The following is a 16,193-nucleotide window of genomic DNA, read 5'->3' on the forward strand; positions in this document are numbered from 1 at the left end:
GCACAAAGGGTCGGCGAAGGTCCCTGACGTTGGAGACGAATTCAGGCCAGATGCGCCGTCGCTTCGATCTCGATCAGCGCATCGTCCTCGATCAGCCCGCTGACGACGACCACCGACATCGCCGGGAAGTGCTTGCCGAACACCGCGCGGTAGGCAGCGCCCACCTCCTTCTGCCGGGCGACATAGGCCCGTTTGTCGGTGATGAACCAGGTCAGCCTGGTAATGTCCGTGACCTGCCCGCCGGCGGCCTCGACAATCGCGGCGATGTTGCGCAGCGTCTGCTCCAACTGCCCGACAAAATCGTGCGTCTCGAACACCTGGTCCTTGTTCCAGCCGATCTGCCCGCCGATCTGCAGCGTGCCGTCCGGCGTCAGCATGCCATTGGCATATCCCCGGGCGGGCGCCCAATCGTCCGGCTGTATCGTCTTGGTGGTCATGATCGTTGGTCCATAATCTGTTCGGCCTTCAGCGGTCATCTGCCGGGCAGGTGCCCCGGTGGATAACCGCATCAGACCCCCACATATTTCTCGGTCACGTCGTTGGTCAGCGCCGCCATCTCACCCCGCCAGACGGTTCGGCCGCGCTCGATGATCGTCGCCCGGTCGCAGATCGCCCGCAATTCCTTCAGCGACTTGTCGATCATCAGGATCGACAGACCCGCTTCGGTCTTCAGCCGGGCGATCGCCGCCCAGATCTCCTGCTTGATGATCGGCGCCAGGCCCTCGGTCGCCTCGTCCAGGATCAGCAGCTTCGGGTTGGTCATCAGCGCCCGGCCGATCGCCAGCATCTGCTGCTCGCCGCCCGAAAGCGAGGCCGATATCTGGTTGCGGCGCTCGCCCAGCCGCGGAAACAGTTCGACGACACGCTCTTGGGTCCAATAGCCCGGCCGCGCCGCAGCAATCAGGTTCTCGTATACGGTCAGACCGGCAAAGCAGCGCCGGCCCTCCGGCACGAGCCCCAGCCCCAGACGGGCAGCCTTGTGGCTTGGCAGCCGGCCCAGATCATGGCCGCTGAACGTGATCGAGCCTTTGAAGGGCAGCATGCCGCAGATACACTTCACCGTGGTCGTCTTGCCCATGCCGTTACGGCCCATCAGCGCGACGACTTCGCCCTCGGCAATCTGAAGATCGACGCCGAACAGGGCCTGGCTGGCACCATAGGTGGCCGAGATGTTGGAAACCGACAGAAGGCTCACGCGTCTTCTCCAAGGTAGGCTTCCCGGACCTGCCTGTCCGACTGGATGTCCTCGACGCTGCCGCTGGCGATCACCTTGCCGTAGACAAGAACGCTGATCCGGTCGGCGAGCGAAAACACCGCGTCCATGTCATGCTCGACCAAAAGGATCGGCGCCTCATGGCGCAATTCGTCGAGAAACCCCGTCAGCCGTTTCGATCCTTCCGAACCCAGACCCGCCATGGGCTCGTCCATGACGAAAACGCTGGGCTCCAGCGTCAGCGCGACGGCCACTTCCAGTTGCCGCCGCTGGCCGTGGCTGAGTTCGGCGGTTCGCGTCGCCGCATGGTCCTGAAGGCCGACGCGCTCCAGCGCCGCCTCGGCGCGGGCGCGCAGATCTGCGTCCTCGAGCGCCGGAGACAGGAAGCGCCATGGCCGGCCCGATGCGCCCAGCGCGCCAAGAACCGCGTTCTGAAGCACGGTGTCCTGCATCGCCAGCGCCGATATCTGGAAGGTGCGGCCAAGCCCCGCCTTGGCGCGCGCGCGCGTGCTTTGCTGCGTGACGTCGCGACCGAGCAGATGCACGCTGCCGGCGTCCGGCATCAGCGTGCCGCAAATCTGCGCGATCAGCGTCGACTTTCCGGCGCCATTGGGCCCGATAATGGCATGGATCTCGCCCGGCCGAAGGTCGATCGAAACGTCGTCGCTGGCTTTCAGGGCGCCGAAGCTCTTGGAAATGCCATGTGTCGCGAGCACGGGATCAGCCATGCGCTTTCTCCCGGCCGGACACGATGCCGATCAACCCGCCGCGGCCGAACAGGACGATCAGCAGCAGCAACGCGCCAAGATAGACCAGCCAGTAATCGCTCAGGCCGCCGAGGAAATGCTCGAGCGCAACGAAGACCAGCGCGCCGGCGACCGGCCCGAACAGCCGCGCGACGCCTCCGATGATGATGAACACCATGATCTCGCCACTCATCTGCCAGGAAAACATGGTCGGGCTGACGAACCGGTTGAGATCGGCGAACAGCGCGCCGGCCAGTCCCGTGATCGCGCCGGAGATCACGAAGGCGACCAGCTTGAGCCGCGTCGCATTCAGCCCCACGGTTTCGACCCGCTGCGGCACCTGGCGCGCCGCGTTGAGCGCCAGCCCGAACGGCGATCTGGCCAGCCGGCTGGTGAACCAAAGCACCGTGCACAGGATCGCCAGGCACAAGCCGTAGAACTGGATCGGTTGCAGCGTGTTCAGCCCGGGAAAGTCGTTGCGCACCCAGATCGACAGCCCGTCCTCGCCGCCATAAGCCGACCAGCTGATCGAGAAGAAGAAGAACATCTGGCCGAACGCCAGCGTGATCATGATGAAATAGACGCCCGACGTGCGCAGCGACAAATGCCCGATCACCAGCGCCGCCAGCGCCGACAGGACGATCGCGGTCAGCCAGATGACGGGCATCGATTTGGTGCCCTCGATGACAAACGGCCATTCCATCACCGGCGTGACGGTCTGGGCATGAAAAGCGAGGATACCCATGGCGTAACCACCAATGCCGAAGAATGCGGCATGGCCCAGGCTCACCAGTCCGCCCAGTCCGAGCGCGACGTTCAGGCCGACCGCCGCCAGCGCGAAGATCGCCGCCCGCGTCATCAGCGTGATCGTGAACGGTTCGTTGGCCCACCAGGCCCATGCCGGCACGACGAAGAAGATCGCCAGGATCGCGGCGTTCAGATAGCGCTCGGCGATCATGACTTCGCTCCGAACAGGCCGGTCGGCCGCCAGATCAGGATCGCCCCCATCAGGATATAGATCGCCATCGACGCCAGCGACGAACCGACCGAGGTGGCGGTCGCCGGATCGGTGAAAAGCTTGAGCAGTTCGGGCAGGAAGATGCCGCCGAGCGTGTCGGTGAGCCCGACGAGGATGGCGCCGATCAGCGCACCCTTCATCGAGCCGATCCCGCCAATGACGATGACCACGAAGGCGAGGATCAGCACCGGTTCGCCCATGCCGACCTGCACCGACTGGATCGCGCCCACCAGCGCGCCGGCGATGCCGGCGAGCCCCGCGCCCAATGCGAAGACCAGCGTGTAAAGGCGCGAAATGTCGATGCCGAGCGCGGCGATCATCTCGCGATCGTTCTCGCCGGCACGGATCTGGATGCCGATCCGTGTTTTCGTGATCAGCGCGCCGAGACCAAGCGCGATCAGAAGGCCAACCACGATCAGGAACAGCCTGTAGAGCGGATATTGGATGCCGCCGGGCAGCGTCACCGGTCCCGACAGATAGTCCGGAATGTCGAGAAACAGCGGAAACGAGCCGAACAGCCAGCGCGTGCCTTCCGAAAAGATCAGGATCAGCGCAAAGGTCGCCAGCACCTGATCGAGATGATCCTTGTCGTAGAGCCTTCGGATCACGACCAGCTCGACGATGGCGCCGACGATCGCGGCCGCAGCAAGCGCCGCCGCGAGCGCCAGCACGAACGATCCGGTGTAGCCGGCCACCGTTGCGGCGGCGAAGGCGCCGATCATGTAGAGCGATCCATGCGCCAGATTGATCAGCCCCATGACGCCGAAGATCAGCGTCAGGCCAGCCGCCATCAGGAACAGCATGATGCCGAACTGCAGACCGTTAAGGATCTGCTCGACAAGGAGGATGAAGGACATGGGAAAGGGTTCCAATGGCCGGCTCCATGGGAAGGAGCCGGCCGAACGGGTTACATCTGGCAGTCGCCCGCATAGGCGTCGGCATGGTTCTCGAGCGCCGGGCCGATCAGCTTGTTGGTGTACACATCGCCTTCCTTGATGACCTCGCGCGCGTAGATGGTCTGGATCGGGTGATGGTTCGGACCGAACTCGAAATCGCCACGCGTGCTGTCGAAATCGGCGGCCCGCAGCGCGTCACGGAACGCATCGGCGTCGGAGACGTCGGCCTTCTCAAGCGCCGAGATTAAGAGGTTGGCGGTGTCGAAACCCTGGCTGGCATAGAGCGAGGGCAGACGGCCATATTCGGCCTGAAAGCTCTCGACAAAGGCGGCATTGGTCGGGTTGTCGATATCCTTGCTCCATTGCGAGGTGTTGACGACGCCGAGCGCCGCATCGCCGACCGCCTGCAAGATACCCTGATCGAACGAGAAGGCGGGACCGACGACGGGGATGTCGATGCCCGAATCCTGATACTGTTTCAGGAAGGCAATGCCCATGCCGCCGGGCAGGAAGAAGAACACGCTGTCGGCGTCCGAAGCGCGGATCTGCGCGATTTCGGCCGCATAGTCGGTCTGGCCGAGCGTCGTGTAGATCTCGCCCGCCAATTCGCCCTCGAAGAAGCGCTTGTAGCCGGTCAGCGCATCCTGACCCGCCGGATAGTTGGGCGCCAAGATGAACGATTTGCTGTAGCCTGCGCTGTTGGCATACGCGCCGGCCGCCTCGTGCAGATTGTCGTTCTGCCAGGCGACGTTGAAATAGTTGGGATGGCAGCCCGCGCCCGCGAGTGCCGAAGGACCCGCGTTGGGCGACAGGTAGAACTTGCCCTGCGCGGTTACCGACGGCACCACGGCCATCGCCAGGTTGGACCAGATGATACCGGTCAGCACGTCGACCTGTTCGGCCTGGACCATCTTGTCGGCCAGTTGAACCGCGACGTCCGGCTTGCGCTGATCGTCCTCGACAATGACCTCTATGTCGTCACGGCCGGACTGCTTGATCGCCAAAAGGAATCCGTCGCGCACGTCGATGCCAAGACCCGCGCCGCCGCCGGACAGCGTGGTGATCATGCCGACCTTGGTTTCCGCGATTGCGCTGGCCGGCAGGACCACCGCGGCGGCCATGGCCGCCATCATAAGGCTTTTCAGTTTCATGTTTCTCTCCCTGTTTGATGGTTCTTGCAAACGTCAGAACGCCCTGAATGTCAGCGTCGTCAGCGACCGTTCAATCCCGTCAATGTCCAGCAGCCTGTCATTGATGAAACGGCCGATATCCTCCTCCTCGGGGATGTAGAGCTTGGCCAGAAGGTCGTACTCGCCACTCGTCGAATAGAGCTCGGAATGGATCTCCCGCCGCGCGATCTCATCGGCCACATCGTAGGTGGTGCCTGGACGACATCTGAACTGAACGAAAACACACTTCATGACGACCTCTTCAGTGACGGGGTGACGGCTTCAGCCGGAATCGCTGCACCTTGCCGGTCTGCGTCTTCGGCAGGGCGTCCACGAAGACGATGCTGCGCGGATATTTGTACGGCGCAATCGTCGCCTTGACGTGGTCCTGAAGCGTCTTGACCAGTGCCTCGTCGGGCGATGCGTCCGGACCGACAATGACATGGGCCTGGACGATCGCCCCACGCTCTTCATCCGGTGCGCCGATGACGGCGCATTCGGCCACATCGGGGTGAGCAAGCAGTGCCGCCTCCACTTCCGGCCCGGCGATGTTGTAGCCGGCCGACACGATGATGTCGTCATTGCGCGCGGCGAAATGGAAATAACCGTCGTCATCGACCCGGAACGTGTCGCCCGTGATGTTCCATCCGTCCATGACGTATTTGGCCTGGTTCTCGCCACGCAGATAGCGGCAGCCGGTCGGCCCGCGCACGGCCAGCCGTCCCATCTCTCCGGCCGCGACGATGTCGCCCTTTTCGTCCACCACTTTCGCCTCGTATCCGGTCACCGGCTTGCCCGTACAGGCGGGCTTGTGATCATCAAACCGGTTGGAGATGAAAATGTGAAGCAATTCCGTCGCCCCGATACCGTCGAGCATCGGTTTGCCGGTTTTTTCCCGCCACTCCTCATAGACCGGCGCCGGCAGGGTTTCGCCCGCCGAGACCGCCGCACGCAGCGAAGACAGGTCGGCACCCTCCTCCATGCCGCGCAGCATGGCGCGATAGGCGGTGGGCGCGGTGAAGCAGACGGTCGCTTTGTACTTCTCGATGATCTCGATCATGTTGGGCGGGCTGGCATTTTCCAGCAGCGTCGCGGTCGCGCCGAAACGCAGCGGAAAGATGGCCAGTCCGCCCAGCCCGAACGTGAAGGCAAGCGGCGGCGAGCCGACGAAGACATCGTCGGGCGTCACGCCCAACACCTCGGCTGCATAGCCGTCGGCGATGATCATCAGATCGCGGTGGAAATGCATCGTCGCCTTGGGTTCGCCCGTCGATCCCGACGTGAAGCCGAGCAGCGCGACATCGTCCTGCGCAGTCTGGACGGCATCGAACCGGACCGGCTTTTCAAGCGCCAGCTGGTCCAGTTCCGCGTCATGGTTGGAGGTGCCGTCAAAGCCGACGACACGTTTGAGGAACGCGTTTGTAGCGGCACAGGGCTCCATTTCGTCCATCAGCCGCGTGTCGCACAGCGCAAAGGCGATCTCGGCCTTGTCGATATATTTGGACAGCTCCGCCGCGCGCAGCATCGGCATCGAATTGACGACGACGGCGCCGGCCTTGGTCGCCGCCAGCCAGCAGGCGACCATCGCCGGATTGTTGGCCGAGCGGATCAGCACCCGGTTGCCCGGCTTGACGCCGATATCGTCGACCAGCGCATGCGCCAGCCGGTTGGTCCAGTCGGTCAGTTCCTTGTAGGTCCGCCGCCGGCCGTTGCCGATAAGCGCCGTGTGGTCGCCAAAACCCTTGCCGACCATCGCATCGGTCAGTTCGACCGCCGCGTTCAACCGTTCGGGATAGTCGAAGCCGTCCAGCAGCAGATCCGGCCACTGGTCGAGCGGCGGCAGGTTGTCACGCGTAAAGGTATCGGTATGGGCGGAGGGAGCGGGCATGGCTCACTCATTGGCTTCCGGTGGCAGGAAATCGACATCGTGCTCGGCCGAGACTTTCACGACGGCCTCGACATCGGTCATGTTGTGCAGTTCTTCGAAGAGCTCTTTCAGCTTGCCCGCCGGCGAGACCCAGAACAGCGCCCGGCACGGCTTGTCCGACTTGTTGAAATAGCCATGCGGAATGCCGCGGGGCATGCGCACCAGATCGCCTTCACGCGCCTTGGTCCATTTGCCGTCGAGCTTGAGGTCCAGTTCGCCTTCCTGCACGAGAATGAACTCGTCCTGCGTCGGGTGGATGTGCACGGGCACGGCATCGCCGGGAGCCGAGTTCGTTTCAAAGGCGAATGTGCTCTCGCAAACCGCCTTCGGATAATAGGTCTGGCCGAGAATGTTCCAGGTCGTTTCCTTGTAGCCGACACCGTTTTCGGTGATGCCCTTTTCCAGCTCTTTCATTGCAGTTCTCCTCCTTTTTCAGCCGCCGAGCGTCTGGCGGGCTATGACGACTTTCTGAACGTCCGATGCACCCTCGTAAATGCGCAGTGCCCGGATTTCGCGGTAGAGCGTCTCGACGGCATGGCCCGACCGGACGCCGTCGGCGCCATGAAGCTGGACGGCCTTGTCGATCACCTCTTGCGCCCGGTCGGTGGCGAAAAGCTTGGCCATCGCCGCCTCGCGGGTGATGCGCGGCGCACCCATGTCCTTGGTCCACGCGGCGCGGTAGATTAGAAGCGCCGCCGCATCCACATCGAGCGCCATGTCGGCGATATGGCCCTGGACCATCTGCAGATCGGACAGCGGCGCGCCCTGCACATGACGTTTTGCAACCCGGCCGATCGACTCATCGAGCGCCCGGCGCGCGAAGCCGAGCGCGGCTGCGCCGACGGTCGGGCGGAAGATGTCGAGCACCGACATGGCGATCCTGAACCCCTCGCCGGGATTGCCGATCATCGACGAAGCCGGGATCTTGCAGGCGGAAAAACGCAACGTCGCCAGCGGATGGGGCGCGATCGTCTCCAGCCGTTCGGTCACCTCGAAACCGTCGATGCCGGCGGGAACGATGAACGCCGAAAGGCCCTTGGCGCCCGGCGCTTCGCCTGTCCGCGCAAAGACCGTGTAGACGTCGGCGATGCCGCCATTGGAGATCCAGGTCTTTTCGCCATCGAGCACGAAGGCGTCGCCATCGCGTGTGGCGGTCATCGTGCTGTTGGCGACATCGGAGCCCGATTGCGGCTCGGTGAGCGCGAAGGCGGCAATCGCCTTGCCCGAGCGGGAAAGCGGCAGCCATTGCGCTTTCTGGTCGGACGACCCGAACAGCGAGATGGCGCCGGTACCGAGCCCCTGCATGGCAAACGCGAAATCGGCCAGCCCCTCATGGCGCGCCAGCGTTTCACGGATCAGGCACAGCGTCCTCACATCGAGCTTGCCGTCCTCTGCGCCGGTGTGCTCCAGGAACCCGGCCGCGCCGAGATCCGAGACCAGTGTGCGGCAGGCCGCATCCACGTCCGCATGATCGACGCCGCCCAGATGCCCGACCGCCCACGCATCGATTTCGTCCGCAAGCGCACGATGCCGATCGTCGAAAAAGGGCCAGTCGAGGAAGCTCCGGTCCGCCATCAATCGCCCTCGAAGACCGGTTTCTTCTTCGCCGCGAACGCCTCATAGGCGCGGCGGAAGTCGTTGCCCTGCATGCAGATGGCCTGCGCCTGCGCTTCGGCTTCGATCGCCTGATCGAGGGACATCGACCATTCCTGCGCCAGCATCGTCTTGGTCATGGCATTGGCGAATGTCGGCCCCGCACAGATGCGTTCGGCCAGTTCCATGGCCACCGATTCCAGTTCGGCCGCGTCCGACAGGCGATTGAAAAACCCCCAGGCATGGCCCTCTTCGGCACTCATGGACCGGCCCAGATACAGAAGCTCATTGGCCCGGCCCTGCCCGATGATGCGCGGCAGCATGGCGCAGGCGCCCATGTCGCAGCCGGCAAGGCCGACCCGGTTGAACAGGAAGGCGACCTTGGCGTCCGGCGTTGCAACCCGCAGGTCCGACGCCATGGCGATGATCGCGCCGGCGCCCGCGCAAATCCCTTCGACGGCGGCGATGATCGGCTTGCCGCAATGGATCATCGCCTTGACCAGATCGCCCGTCATCCGGGTGAAGGCCAGAAGCTCCTTCATGCTCATCTGCGTCAGCGGGCCGATAATGTCGTGCACATCGCCTCCGGAGCTGAAATTGCCGCCATTGGGCAGGAAGACGACAGCGTGCACCTCGTCATCATAGTGAAGGTCGCGGAACCAGTCGCGCAGTTCCGCATAGCTCTCGAAGGTCAGCGGGTTCTTGCGTTCGGGACGGTTCAGCGCGATGCGTGCCACCGGCCCGTCGATCGTGCACTTGAAATGCCGTGTGTCGCTGCGCATCACCCTAGTCTCCGCCTTCGCCAAGATGTTCGGACACACCGTCGAGCAATTCGCCAAAGCCGTCCAGTTCGTCCGGGCCCAGGCCGCCGAGCATCTCGTCGAGCCAGGCCTCATGGGCTTGCGCCAGTTCGGCGAAGGCCGACTGGCCCGCCGGCGTCAGCCGCACCAGTTGCGCCCGGCGGTCGCCGGGCACCGCAACCCGAAGCGCCAGCCCGTCCTGCGTCAGACGGTCGACGATGCCGGTGACATTGCCGTTGGACACTTTCAGAAGGCCGGAGATTTCGCTCATCTTCAGACCGTCGGGAAACCGGGCCAGCGCCGACATGACATCGAAACGCGGCAGGGTGGACCCGTATTGGTCGCGCAGCCGTCGCCGGATCTCGGCTTCGATCGAGCTTTGCGCCTTCAAAAACCGCAGCCACAGACGCAGCCTCTGCTTGGAGAGCGGTTCGCTGGTCGGGTGGGTCTTGGGCATCATATCTCGCCCCCGGATATGCTCAGCGCGTGGCCGTTGACGGACCGGGCGGCGTCGCTGGCCAGCCACAGCGCGGTCTGCGCCACCTCGTCGGGCTGGATGAAACGTCCCTGCGGGTTGCCGGCACGCAGCGATTTTGCGGCCTCTTCGGCGCTCTTGCCGGTTTTCGCCACGATCGTTTCGATGGACCGATCCAGAAGCGGTGTCTCGATGAAGCCGGGGCAGATGGCATTCACGGTGATGCCGGTGCGCGCCAGTTCGATCGCCAGCGCCCGCGTCAGCCCGACGACGCCGTGCTTGGCGGCGCAATAGCCCGACACATAGCCATAACCCTTCAGCCCGGCTGTGGAGGCGGTGGCGATCATGCGTCCCCAGCCAAGCGCCTGCATGTCGGCAAGCGCGGCCTTGTAGGCGTTGAAGACGCCCGTGACGTTGACCGCAAGCATGACATCGAGATCGATCGCCTGCATCGCCGCGAACGGTTTGGACGCGGCGTCGCCGGCATTGGCGACAACGATCGACACCGGCCCGCAGGCGTCCCGCGCAGCCTCGAAGGCCTTTGTCACCGCGTCGGCGTCGGTGACATCGCATAGCTGGTAGCCGATCCTTTCATGTTCGGCCTGCGCGCGCAGCGGCTCTTCGCGCCGGCCCATCACGGTGACCACCGCGCCGGCATCGGCGAAGGCGCGCGCGGTCGCCGCCCCGACGCCAGAGCCACCGCCCGTTATCACCGCATGCCGGCCATCGAGCGTCATACGCGCACCGCCATGTCCGCCTCGCGGTCGGCCAGCCGCCAAAGCTGGTCGCGGCCGGCGAGATAGGGATCGGGCCATTTCTCGTGGCGGTCGCCGATCGCGGCGCCGGCGTGAACGGTCCAGTAGGGATCGGCCAGATGCGGCCGTGCCAGGCAGACCAGATCGGCGCGTCCCGCCATCAGGATCGAATTGACGTGATCGGCTTCGTAGATGTTGCCGACCGCCATGGTGGCGACACCGGTCTCGTTGCGGATGCGGTCGGAGAACGGCGTCTGGAACATGCGGCCATAGACCGGCCGGGCATCGGTCGAGGTCTGGCCGGCCGAAACATCGATGATATCGGCGCCGGCCTGCTCGAACATGCGCGCGATCTCGACCGCTTCATCCGGCGTCACGCCTTCCTCGCCGACCCAGTCGTGCGCGGAAATCCGCACCGACATCGGCTTTTCGGCGGGCCATGCCGCGCGCATCGCCGCGAACAGTTCCAGCGGCCAGCGCATGCGATTTTCGAGGCTGCCGCCATACGCGTCGCTGCGCCGGTTGGACAATGGCGAGATGAAGGACGAGACCAGATAGCCGTGCGCCGCGTGCAGCTCGATCATGTCGAAGCCGGCCCGGTCCGCCATTTCGGCCGCGGCGACGAACTGGTCGCGCACCATGTCCATGTCGGCCCGGCTCATCTCGCGCGGCGCCGGGTTGCGGTCCGACCACGGGATCGGTGACGCCGAGACGGTTTCCCAATTGCCGTCGGGCAACGGCGCGTCCATTTCCTCCCACCCAAGCTGGGTCGAGCCCTTGCGGCCCGAATGGCCGATCTGGCAGCAGATTTTCGCGTCGGTCTCGGCGTGAACGAACTCGGTCAGCCGGCGCCAGGCGGCTTCATGGTCGGGCGCGTAAAGTCCCGGGCAGCCGGGCGTGATCCGCCCTTCGGGAGAGACGCAGGTCATCTCGGTATAGACGAGCCCCGCCCCGCCCTTGGCGCGCTCCGCGTAATGGACGAAATGCCAGTCGGTCGGACAACCGTCGACGGCCTTGTACTGGGCCATGGGCGAAACGACGACGCGGTTCTTGAGGTCCATGCGGCGCAGCCTGAACGGCGCGAACATCGGCGCGCGCACCGGCGCGTTGGCGCCAACGCCCGCCTTTTCCTGAAACCATTTCTCCGCCGAGCGCAGCCAGTCGGGATCGCGCAGGCGCAGATTTTCATGGCTGATCCGCTGCGACCGGGTCAGCATCGAATAGTAGAACTGCACCGGATCGAGATGCAGATAGCGATCGACATGCTCGAACCATTCCAGCGAGTTGCGCGCCGCCGATTGCAGCCGCAGCACTTCCAGCCGCCGTTCGTCCTCATATTTGGCGAACGCCGCCGTCATATCGGCTTCGGTGTGCAGATATTCGGCGAGCGCGATGGCGGATTCGAACGCCAGCTTGGTGCCCGACCCGATGGAGAAATGCGCGGTCGCCGCCGCATCGCCCAGCAGAACGACGTTCTCGTGGCTCCACTTTTCGCACAGCACCCGGGGAAAACGCAGCCAGGCCGAACCGCGAATGTGGTTGGCGTTGGTCATCAGACTGTGACCGCCCAGATGATCCTTGAAGATCGCCTCGCAGACGGCGATGCTCTCCTCTTGGCTCATCTCCCCGAAGCCGAACGCGTCGAACGTGTCCTGCGCGCATTCGACGATGAACGTCGCGGTGTCGTCGTCGAACTGGTAGGCGTGGGCCCAGACCCAGCCATGTTCGGTCTGCTCGAATATGAAGGTGAAGGCGTCGGCGAAGGTCTGGCGCGTGCCGAGCCAGACGAACTGGCACAGCCGCTGCTCGATGTCCGGCTCGAACGTGTCGGCGTAAAGCGTCCGCGTCTTGGAGTTCAGCCCGTCGCTGGCGACGACAAGATCGAAGTCGCGCCGGTAATCCTCGGCGCTCTCGATCTCGGTCTCAAAGCGCATCTCGATGCCCAGTTCGCGGGCGCGATCCTGCAGAAGCTCCAGCAGCTTCATGCGGCCGATGCCGCAAAAGCCGTGCCCGGTGGAGACCAGCCGCCGCCCCTGGAAATGAAGCGCGATATCGTCCCAATAGGCGAAGTTCGCGCCGATTGCCCTGGCGCTGGCCGGGTCGTTGTCGGCCAAATTCTCCAGCGTCTCGTCGGACAGAACCACGCCCCATCCGAACGTGTCGTCCGGCCGGTTGCGCTCGATGACGACGATGTCGTGCGACGGATCGCGAAGCTTCATCGAGATCGCGAAATAAAGGCCGGCCGGCCCACCTCCCAGGCACGCAATGCGCATCTGCCTCTCCCTGCCTCTGGGATCGAAGCGTGGCACGAGGTTCAATCTATTTCAAGCATAAAATTTCTTGCTTGAAACATATCGCTCGGAACGATAGCCTCCGCGCACCGCAGCAAAGGGAGATCGCCGATGGCCGATGCAGCGACGCATGTGGGGCAGACGCCCGAAACCGCCCGCGCCCGCCCGGCACGGCTGAACTGGGAGGACCCGTTTCTCATCGACGACCAGTTGACCGACGAGGAACGGATGATCCGCGACAGCGCCGCGGCCTATTGTCAGGATCGGCTGTCGTCGCGCGTCGTCGAAGCCAACCGGCACGAAATCTTCCATCGCGAAATCATGAATGAAATGGGCGAGTTGGGCCTGCTCGGCTCGACCATCCCCGAGGAGTATGGCGGCGTCGGCGCCAACTATGTCGGCTACGGCCTGGTCGCCCGCGAGGTCGAGCGCATCGATTCGGGTTACCGCTCGGCCCTGTCGGTCCAGTCCAGCCTCGTCATGCACCCGATCTTCGCCTATGGCACCGAAGCCCAGCGGTTGAAATATCTGCCCAGGCTCGCAAGCGGCGAATGGGTCGGCTGCTTCGGCCTGACCGAGCCCGATCACGGTTCCGACCCCGGCGGCATGATCACCCGCGCCAGGCCGGTCGATGGCGGCTACCGGTTGTCGGGCGCCAAGAACTGGATCACCAACAGCCCGATCGCCGACGTCTTTGTCGTCTGGGCCAAGTCCGATGCCCATGACAACGCCATCAAGGGGTTCATTCTTGAGCGCGGAATGGACGGGCTGGAAACACCGAAGATCGAGGGCAAGTTCAGCCTGCGCGCCTCGACCACCGGCATGATCCAGATGGACGAGGTCTTCGTGCCCCAGGACAATCTGCTGCCGCACGCCGAGGGCCTGGCCGGCCCGTTCGGCTGCCTCAACCGCGCCCGCTACGGCATCGCCTGGGGCGCGATGGGCGCCGCCGAAGCCTGCTGGTTTGCGGCGCGCGACTATACGATGGACCGCAAGCAGTTCGGCAAGCCGCTTGCGGCCACCCAGCTGATCCAGAAGAAGCTGGCCGACATGCAGACCGATATCAGCCTTGGTCTTCTGGGCGCGCTCAGGCTGGGCCGGATGATCGACGATCATACGGCTTCAGCCGAACTGATCAGCCTGATGAAGCGGAACAATTGCGGCAGGGCGCTGGCGATCGCGCGCGAGGCGCGCGACATGCATGGCGGCAACGGCATTTCGGACGAATATGGCGTCATCCGGCACGTGATGAACCTCGAGGCGGTCAACACCTATGAGGGCACGCACGACGTGCACGCGCTGATCCTCGGCCGCGGCCAGACCGGCCTTCAGGCGTTCCAGTAAGCCATGGCCGTCACGCTTGAACGGGACGGCGATTGCGCCGTCGTCACGATCGACAACCCGCCGGTGAATGCGGCGTCACACGCCGTCCGCCAGGGGTTGATGGAAGCCGTTGCTACCTGCGACGCCGACCCGGCCGTCCGCACCGTCATCCTGCGCTGCACGGGCCGGACATTCGTCGCCGGCGCCGATATCCGCGAGTTCGGCCAGCCGCCGAGGGAACCGCATCTGCCCGATGTGGTCGCCGCGATCGAGGCGGCAGCCAAGCCTTGGGTGGCGGCAATCCACGGCACTGCGCTTGGCGGCGGGCTCGAACTGGCCATGGCCTGCCGCGCACGCGTCATAGCGACCGATGCAAAACTGGGATTGCCGGAAGTCAATCTCGGCCTGATCCCCGGTGCCGGCGGCACGGTGCGGTTGCCGCGCCTTGTTGACGCGGAGACCGCGCTGACGATGGTCGCCGGCGGAAAGCCGGTCGGCGCGGCGCAGGCGCATCGCGCCGGGCTGGTTGATGAAGTCGCCGAAGGCGACCTTGTGGCCGCCGCACGGGACATGGCGCGATCGACGACCGGCAACGAGCCGCCAACGCTTGAACGTCCGGTCCGGCACCCGGCGGATGCGGACGCCTTCGCCGCCCAGAAGGCCAAGCTGATTGCCAAGGCGCGCGGACAGCAATCGATTGAAGCGGCCGTGCACGCCGTCGCACGCGCTCTCGAAATGCCGGCCGACGAGGCTCTGGCCTCCGAGCGCGATGCTTTCCTTGAATTGAAAGCCTCCGATCAGTCGGCGGCGCTGCGGCACATCTTCATGGCGGAACGGGCGACGCTGTCCGATCCGCGCTGCAAGGGCAGGCCGCGCCCGTTCGGCACTGTCGGCGTGATCGGCGGCGGCACCATGGGCGCAGGCATCGCTGCGGCCTGCCTTCTGTCCGGTCTGACCGTGATCCTGGTCGAGCGCGACGGCGAAGCCGCGCAGGCCGCACACGAACGCGTGTCGTCGATCCTCGATCAAAGCGCCAGGCGCGGCATCGTCGATGAGACGATGCGCGCCGCTATCGGCAACCGTTTCTCCGCCCATGACGGCTACGGCACGCTGTCGCGGGCCGATCTGGTCATCGAGGCGATCTTCGAGGAGATGGACGTCAAGAAGGCCGTCTTCGCCACCCTCGACACAGTCACAAAGGCCGATGCGATCCTGGCGACCAACACTTCCTATCTCGACGTCAACGCCATCGCGTCCACCGTCGCCGATCCCTCGCGCGTGATCGGCCTGCACTTCTTTTCGCCGGCCCACATCATGAAGCTTCTGGAAATCGTCGTGCCGGACCGCGTCGCCGACGATGTCGTGGCCACCGCCGCGGCATTCGCAAAGCGCCTCGGGAAGACCGCCGTCCTGTCGGGCGTCTGCGACGGTTTTATCGCAAACCGCATCATGTCCGCCTATCGGCGGGAGGCCGATTACCTGATCGAGGACGGCGCACTGCCCGCAGATGTCGATCGCTCCATGCGCGACTTCGGCTTTCCCATGGGCGTCTTCGAGATGCAGGATCTGGCCGGCCTCGACATTGCCTGGGCGATGCGCAAGCGGCGCGCCGCCACCCGCGATCCAAACGAACGCTATGTGGCGATCGCCGACAGGCTCTGCGAACAGGGCCGCTTCGGCCGCAAGACCGGCGCCGGCTGGTATCGCTACGAAGACGCAAAGCCGGTTGCCGATCCCGAGGTGACCGCGCTGATCGACGCCGAACGCGCACGCAAGGGCATCGAGCCCGCCAGTCTGCCGGACGACGCGATCATGGACCGCATCGTGTCCGCCATGCAGAGCGAGGCGCAAAAGGTTCTCGACGAAGGCATTGCGTCCGGGCCGGGCGATATCGATGTCGTCATGACCAGCGGCTACGGGTTTCCGCGCTGGCGCGGCGGGCCGATGTTCATGAAGGCGCGGCAGGACGCCGGGGAGCGCGCCTAGC

General features: G+C 64.7%; 16 protein-coding genes. 2 read left to right on the forward strand and 14 right to left on the reverse strand.

Features of this window, described 5'->3' with window-relative positions:
- Nucleotides 1-41 precede the first annotated feature (41 nt).
- From ACOQOU_RS05560 to ACOQOU_RS05625, 14 genes are all read right to left on the reverse strand, one after another.
- The gene (locus ACOQOU_RS05560; protein WP_306025151.1) at nucleotides 42-437 is read right to left on the reverse strand and encodes a RidA family protein; all 396 of its coding nucleotides are present in this window, start codon (nucleotides 435-437) and stop codon (nucleotides 42-44) included.
- Between the two features lie 71 nt (nucleotides 438-508).
- Nucleotides 509-1,195 (reverse strand): ABC transporter ATP-binding protein, encoded by a 687-nt coding sequence (locus ACOQOU_RS05565; RefSeq protein WP_306025150.1) that lies wholly within the window; start codon nucleotides 1,193-1,195, stop codon nucleotides 509-511.
- On the reverse strand, nucleotides 1,192-1,941 hold the full coding sequence (locus tag ACOQOU_RS05570) for an ABC transporter ATP-binding protein (RefSeq protein ID WP_306025149.1): 750 nt from the start codon (nucleotides 1,939-1,941) through the stop codon (nucleotides 1,192-1,194). The genes ACOQOU_RS05565 and ACOQOU_RS05570 overlap by 4 nt, the downstream gene beginning before the upstream one ends.
- The gene (locus tag ACOQOU_RS05575) at nucleotides 1,934-2,917 is read right to left on the reverse strand and encodes a branched-chain amino acid ABC transporter permease (RefSeq protein ID WP_306025148.1); all 984 of its coding nucleotides are present in this window, start codon (nucleotides 2,915-2,917) and stop codon (nucleotides 1,934-1,936) included. The genes ACOQOU_RS05570 and ACOQOU_RS05575 overlap by 8 nt, the downstream gene beginning before the upstream one ends.
- A complete protein-coding gene (locus tag ACOQOU_RS05580) occupies nucleotides 2,914-3,834 on the reverse strand; it encodes a branched-chain amino acid ABC transporter permease (protein ID WP_109767452.1) in 921 nt (306 codons plus the stop codon). Before ACOQOU_RS05580 ends, ACOQOU_RS05575 begins: the two co-directional genes overlap by 4 nt.
- Nucleotides 3,835-3,884: 50 nt before the next feature.
- Nucleotides 3,885-5,024 carry an ABC transporter substrate-binding protein gene (locus ACOQOU_RS05585; RefSeq protein ID WP_306025147.1) on the reverse strand — a complete coding sequence of 380 codons (1,140 nt, stop codon included), beginning with the start codon at nucleotides 5,022-5,024 and terminating at the stop codon, nucleotides 3,885-3,887.
- Between the two features lie 33 nt (nucleotides 5,025-5,057).
- On the reverse strand, nucleotides 5,058-5,294 hold the full coding sequence (locus ACOQOU_RS05590) for an Lrp/AsnC ligand binding domain-containing protein (protein ID WP_109767454.1): 237 nt from the start codon (nucleotides 5,292-5,294) through the stop codon (nucleotides 5,058-5,060).
- A 10-nt stretch (nucleotides 5,295-5,304) separates the two neighbouring features.
- Complete coding sequence (locus tag ACOQOU_RS05595) at nucleotides 5,305-6,930, reverse strand: AMP-binding protein (protein WP_306025146.1); 1,626 nt, start codon at nucleotides 6,928-6,930, stop codon at nucleotides 5,305-5,307.
- Nucleotides 6,931-6,933: 3 nt separating this feature from the next.
- On the reverse strand, nucleotides 6,934-7,383 hold the full coding sequence (locus tag ACOQOU_RS05600; RefSeq protein WP_109767456.1) for a cupin domain-containing protein: 450 nt from the start codon (nucleotides 7,381-7,383) through the stop codon (nucleotides 6,934-6,936).
- Between the two features lie 18 nt (nucleotides 7,384-7,401).
- Nucleotides 7,402-8,544 (reverse strand): acyl-CoA dehydrogenase family protein, encoded by a 1,143-nt coding sequence (locus ACOQOU_RS05605; RefSeq protein ID WP_306025145.1) that lies wholly within the window; start codon nucleotides 8,542-8,544, stop codon nucleotides 7,402-7,404.
- Nucleotides 8,544-9,344: an enoyl-CoA hydratase family protein gene (locus ACOQOU_RS05610; protein WP_306025144.1), complete on the reverse strand. Its 801-nt coding sequence runs from the start codon at nucleotides 9,342-9,344 to the stop codon at nucleotides 8,544-8,546. The genes ACOQOU_RS05605 and ACOQOU_RS05610 overlap by 1 nt, the downstream gene beginning before the upstream one ends.
- Before the next feature lie 4 nt (nucleotides 9,345-9,348).
- Nucleotides 9,349-9,819: a MarR family winged helix-turn-helix transcriptional regulator gene (locus tag ACOQOU_RS05615; protein ID WP_245412933.1), complete on the reverse strand. Its 471-nt coding sequence runs from the start codon at nucleotides 9,817-9,819 to the stop codon at nucleotides 9,349-9,351.
- Nucleotides 9,819-10,574, reverse strand: a complete 756-nt coding sequence (locus ACOQOU_RS05620) for an SDR family NAD(P)-dependent oxidoreductase (RefSeq protein ID WP_109767460.1) — start codon at nucleotides 10,572-10,574, stop codon at nucleotides 9,819-9,821. Before ACOQOU_RS05620 ends, ACOQOU_RS05615 begins: the two co-directional genes overlap by 1 nt.
- The gene (locus tag ACOQOU_RS05625) at nucleotides 10,571-12,865 is read right to left on the reverse strand and encodes a bifunctional salicylyl-CoA 5-hydroxylase/oxidoreductase (protein ID WP_306025143.1); all 2,295 of its coding nucleotides are present in this window, start codon (nucleotides 12,863-12,865) and stop codon (nucleotides 10,571-10,573) included. Before ACOQOU_RS05625 ends, ACOQOU_RS05620 begins: the two co-directional genes overlap by 4 nt.
- Nucleotides 12,866-12,994: 129 nt before the next feature.
- Between ACOQOU_RS05625 and ACOQOU_RS05630 the strand changes: the two genes are divergently transcribed.
- Nucleotides 12,995-14,227 carry an acyl-CoA dehydrogenase gene (locus ACOQOU_RS05630; protein WP_306025142.1) on the forward strand — a complete coding sequence of 411 codons (1,233 nt, stop codon included), beginning with the start codon at nucleotides 12,995-12,997 and terminating at the stop codon, nucleotides 14,225-14,227.
- Nucleotides 14,228-14,230: 3 nt separating this feature from the next.
- On the forward strand, nucleotides 14,231-16,192 hold the full coding sequence (locus ACOQOU_RS05635) for a 3-hydroxyacyl-CoA dehydrogenase NAD-binding domain-containing protein (protein WP_306025141.1): 1,962 nt from the start codon (nucleotides 14,231-14,233) through the stop codon (nucleotides 16,190-16,192).
- Nucleotide 16,193 lies beyond the last annotated feature (1 nt).

It is taken from the genome of Oceaniradius stylonematis (assembly GCF_965223445.1).
Classification (GTDB): Bacteria; Pseudomonadota; Alphaproteobacteria; order Rhizobiales; family Rhizobiaceae; genus Roseitalea; species Roseitalea stylonematis.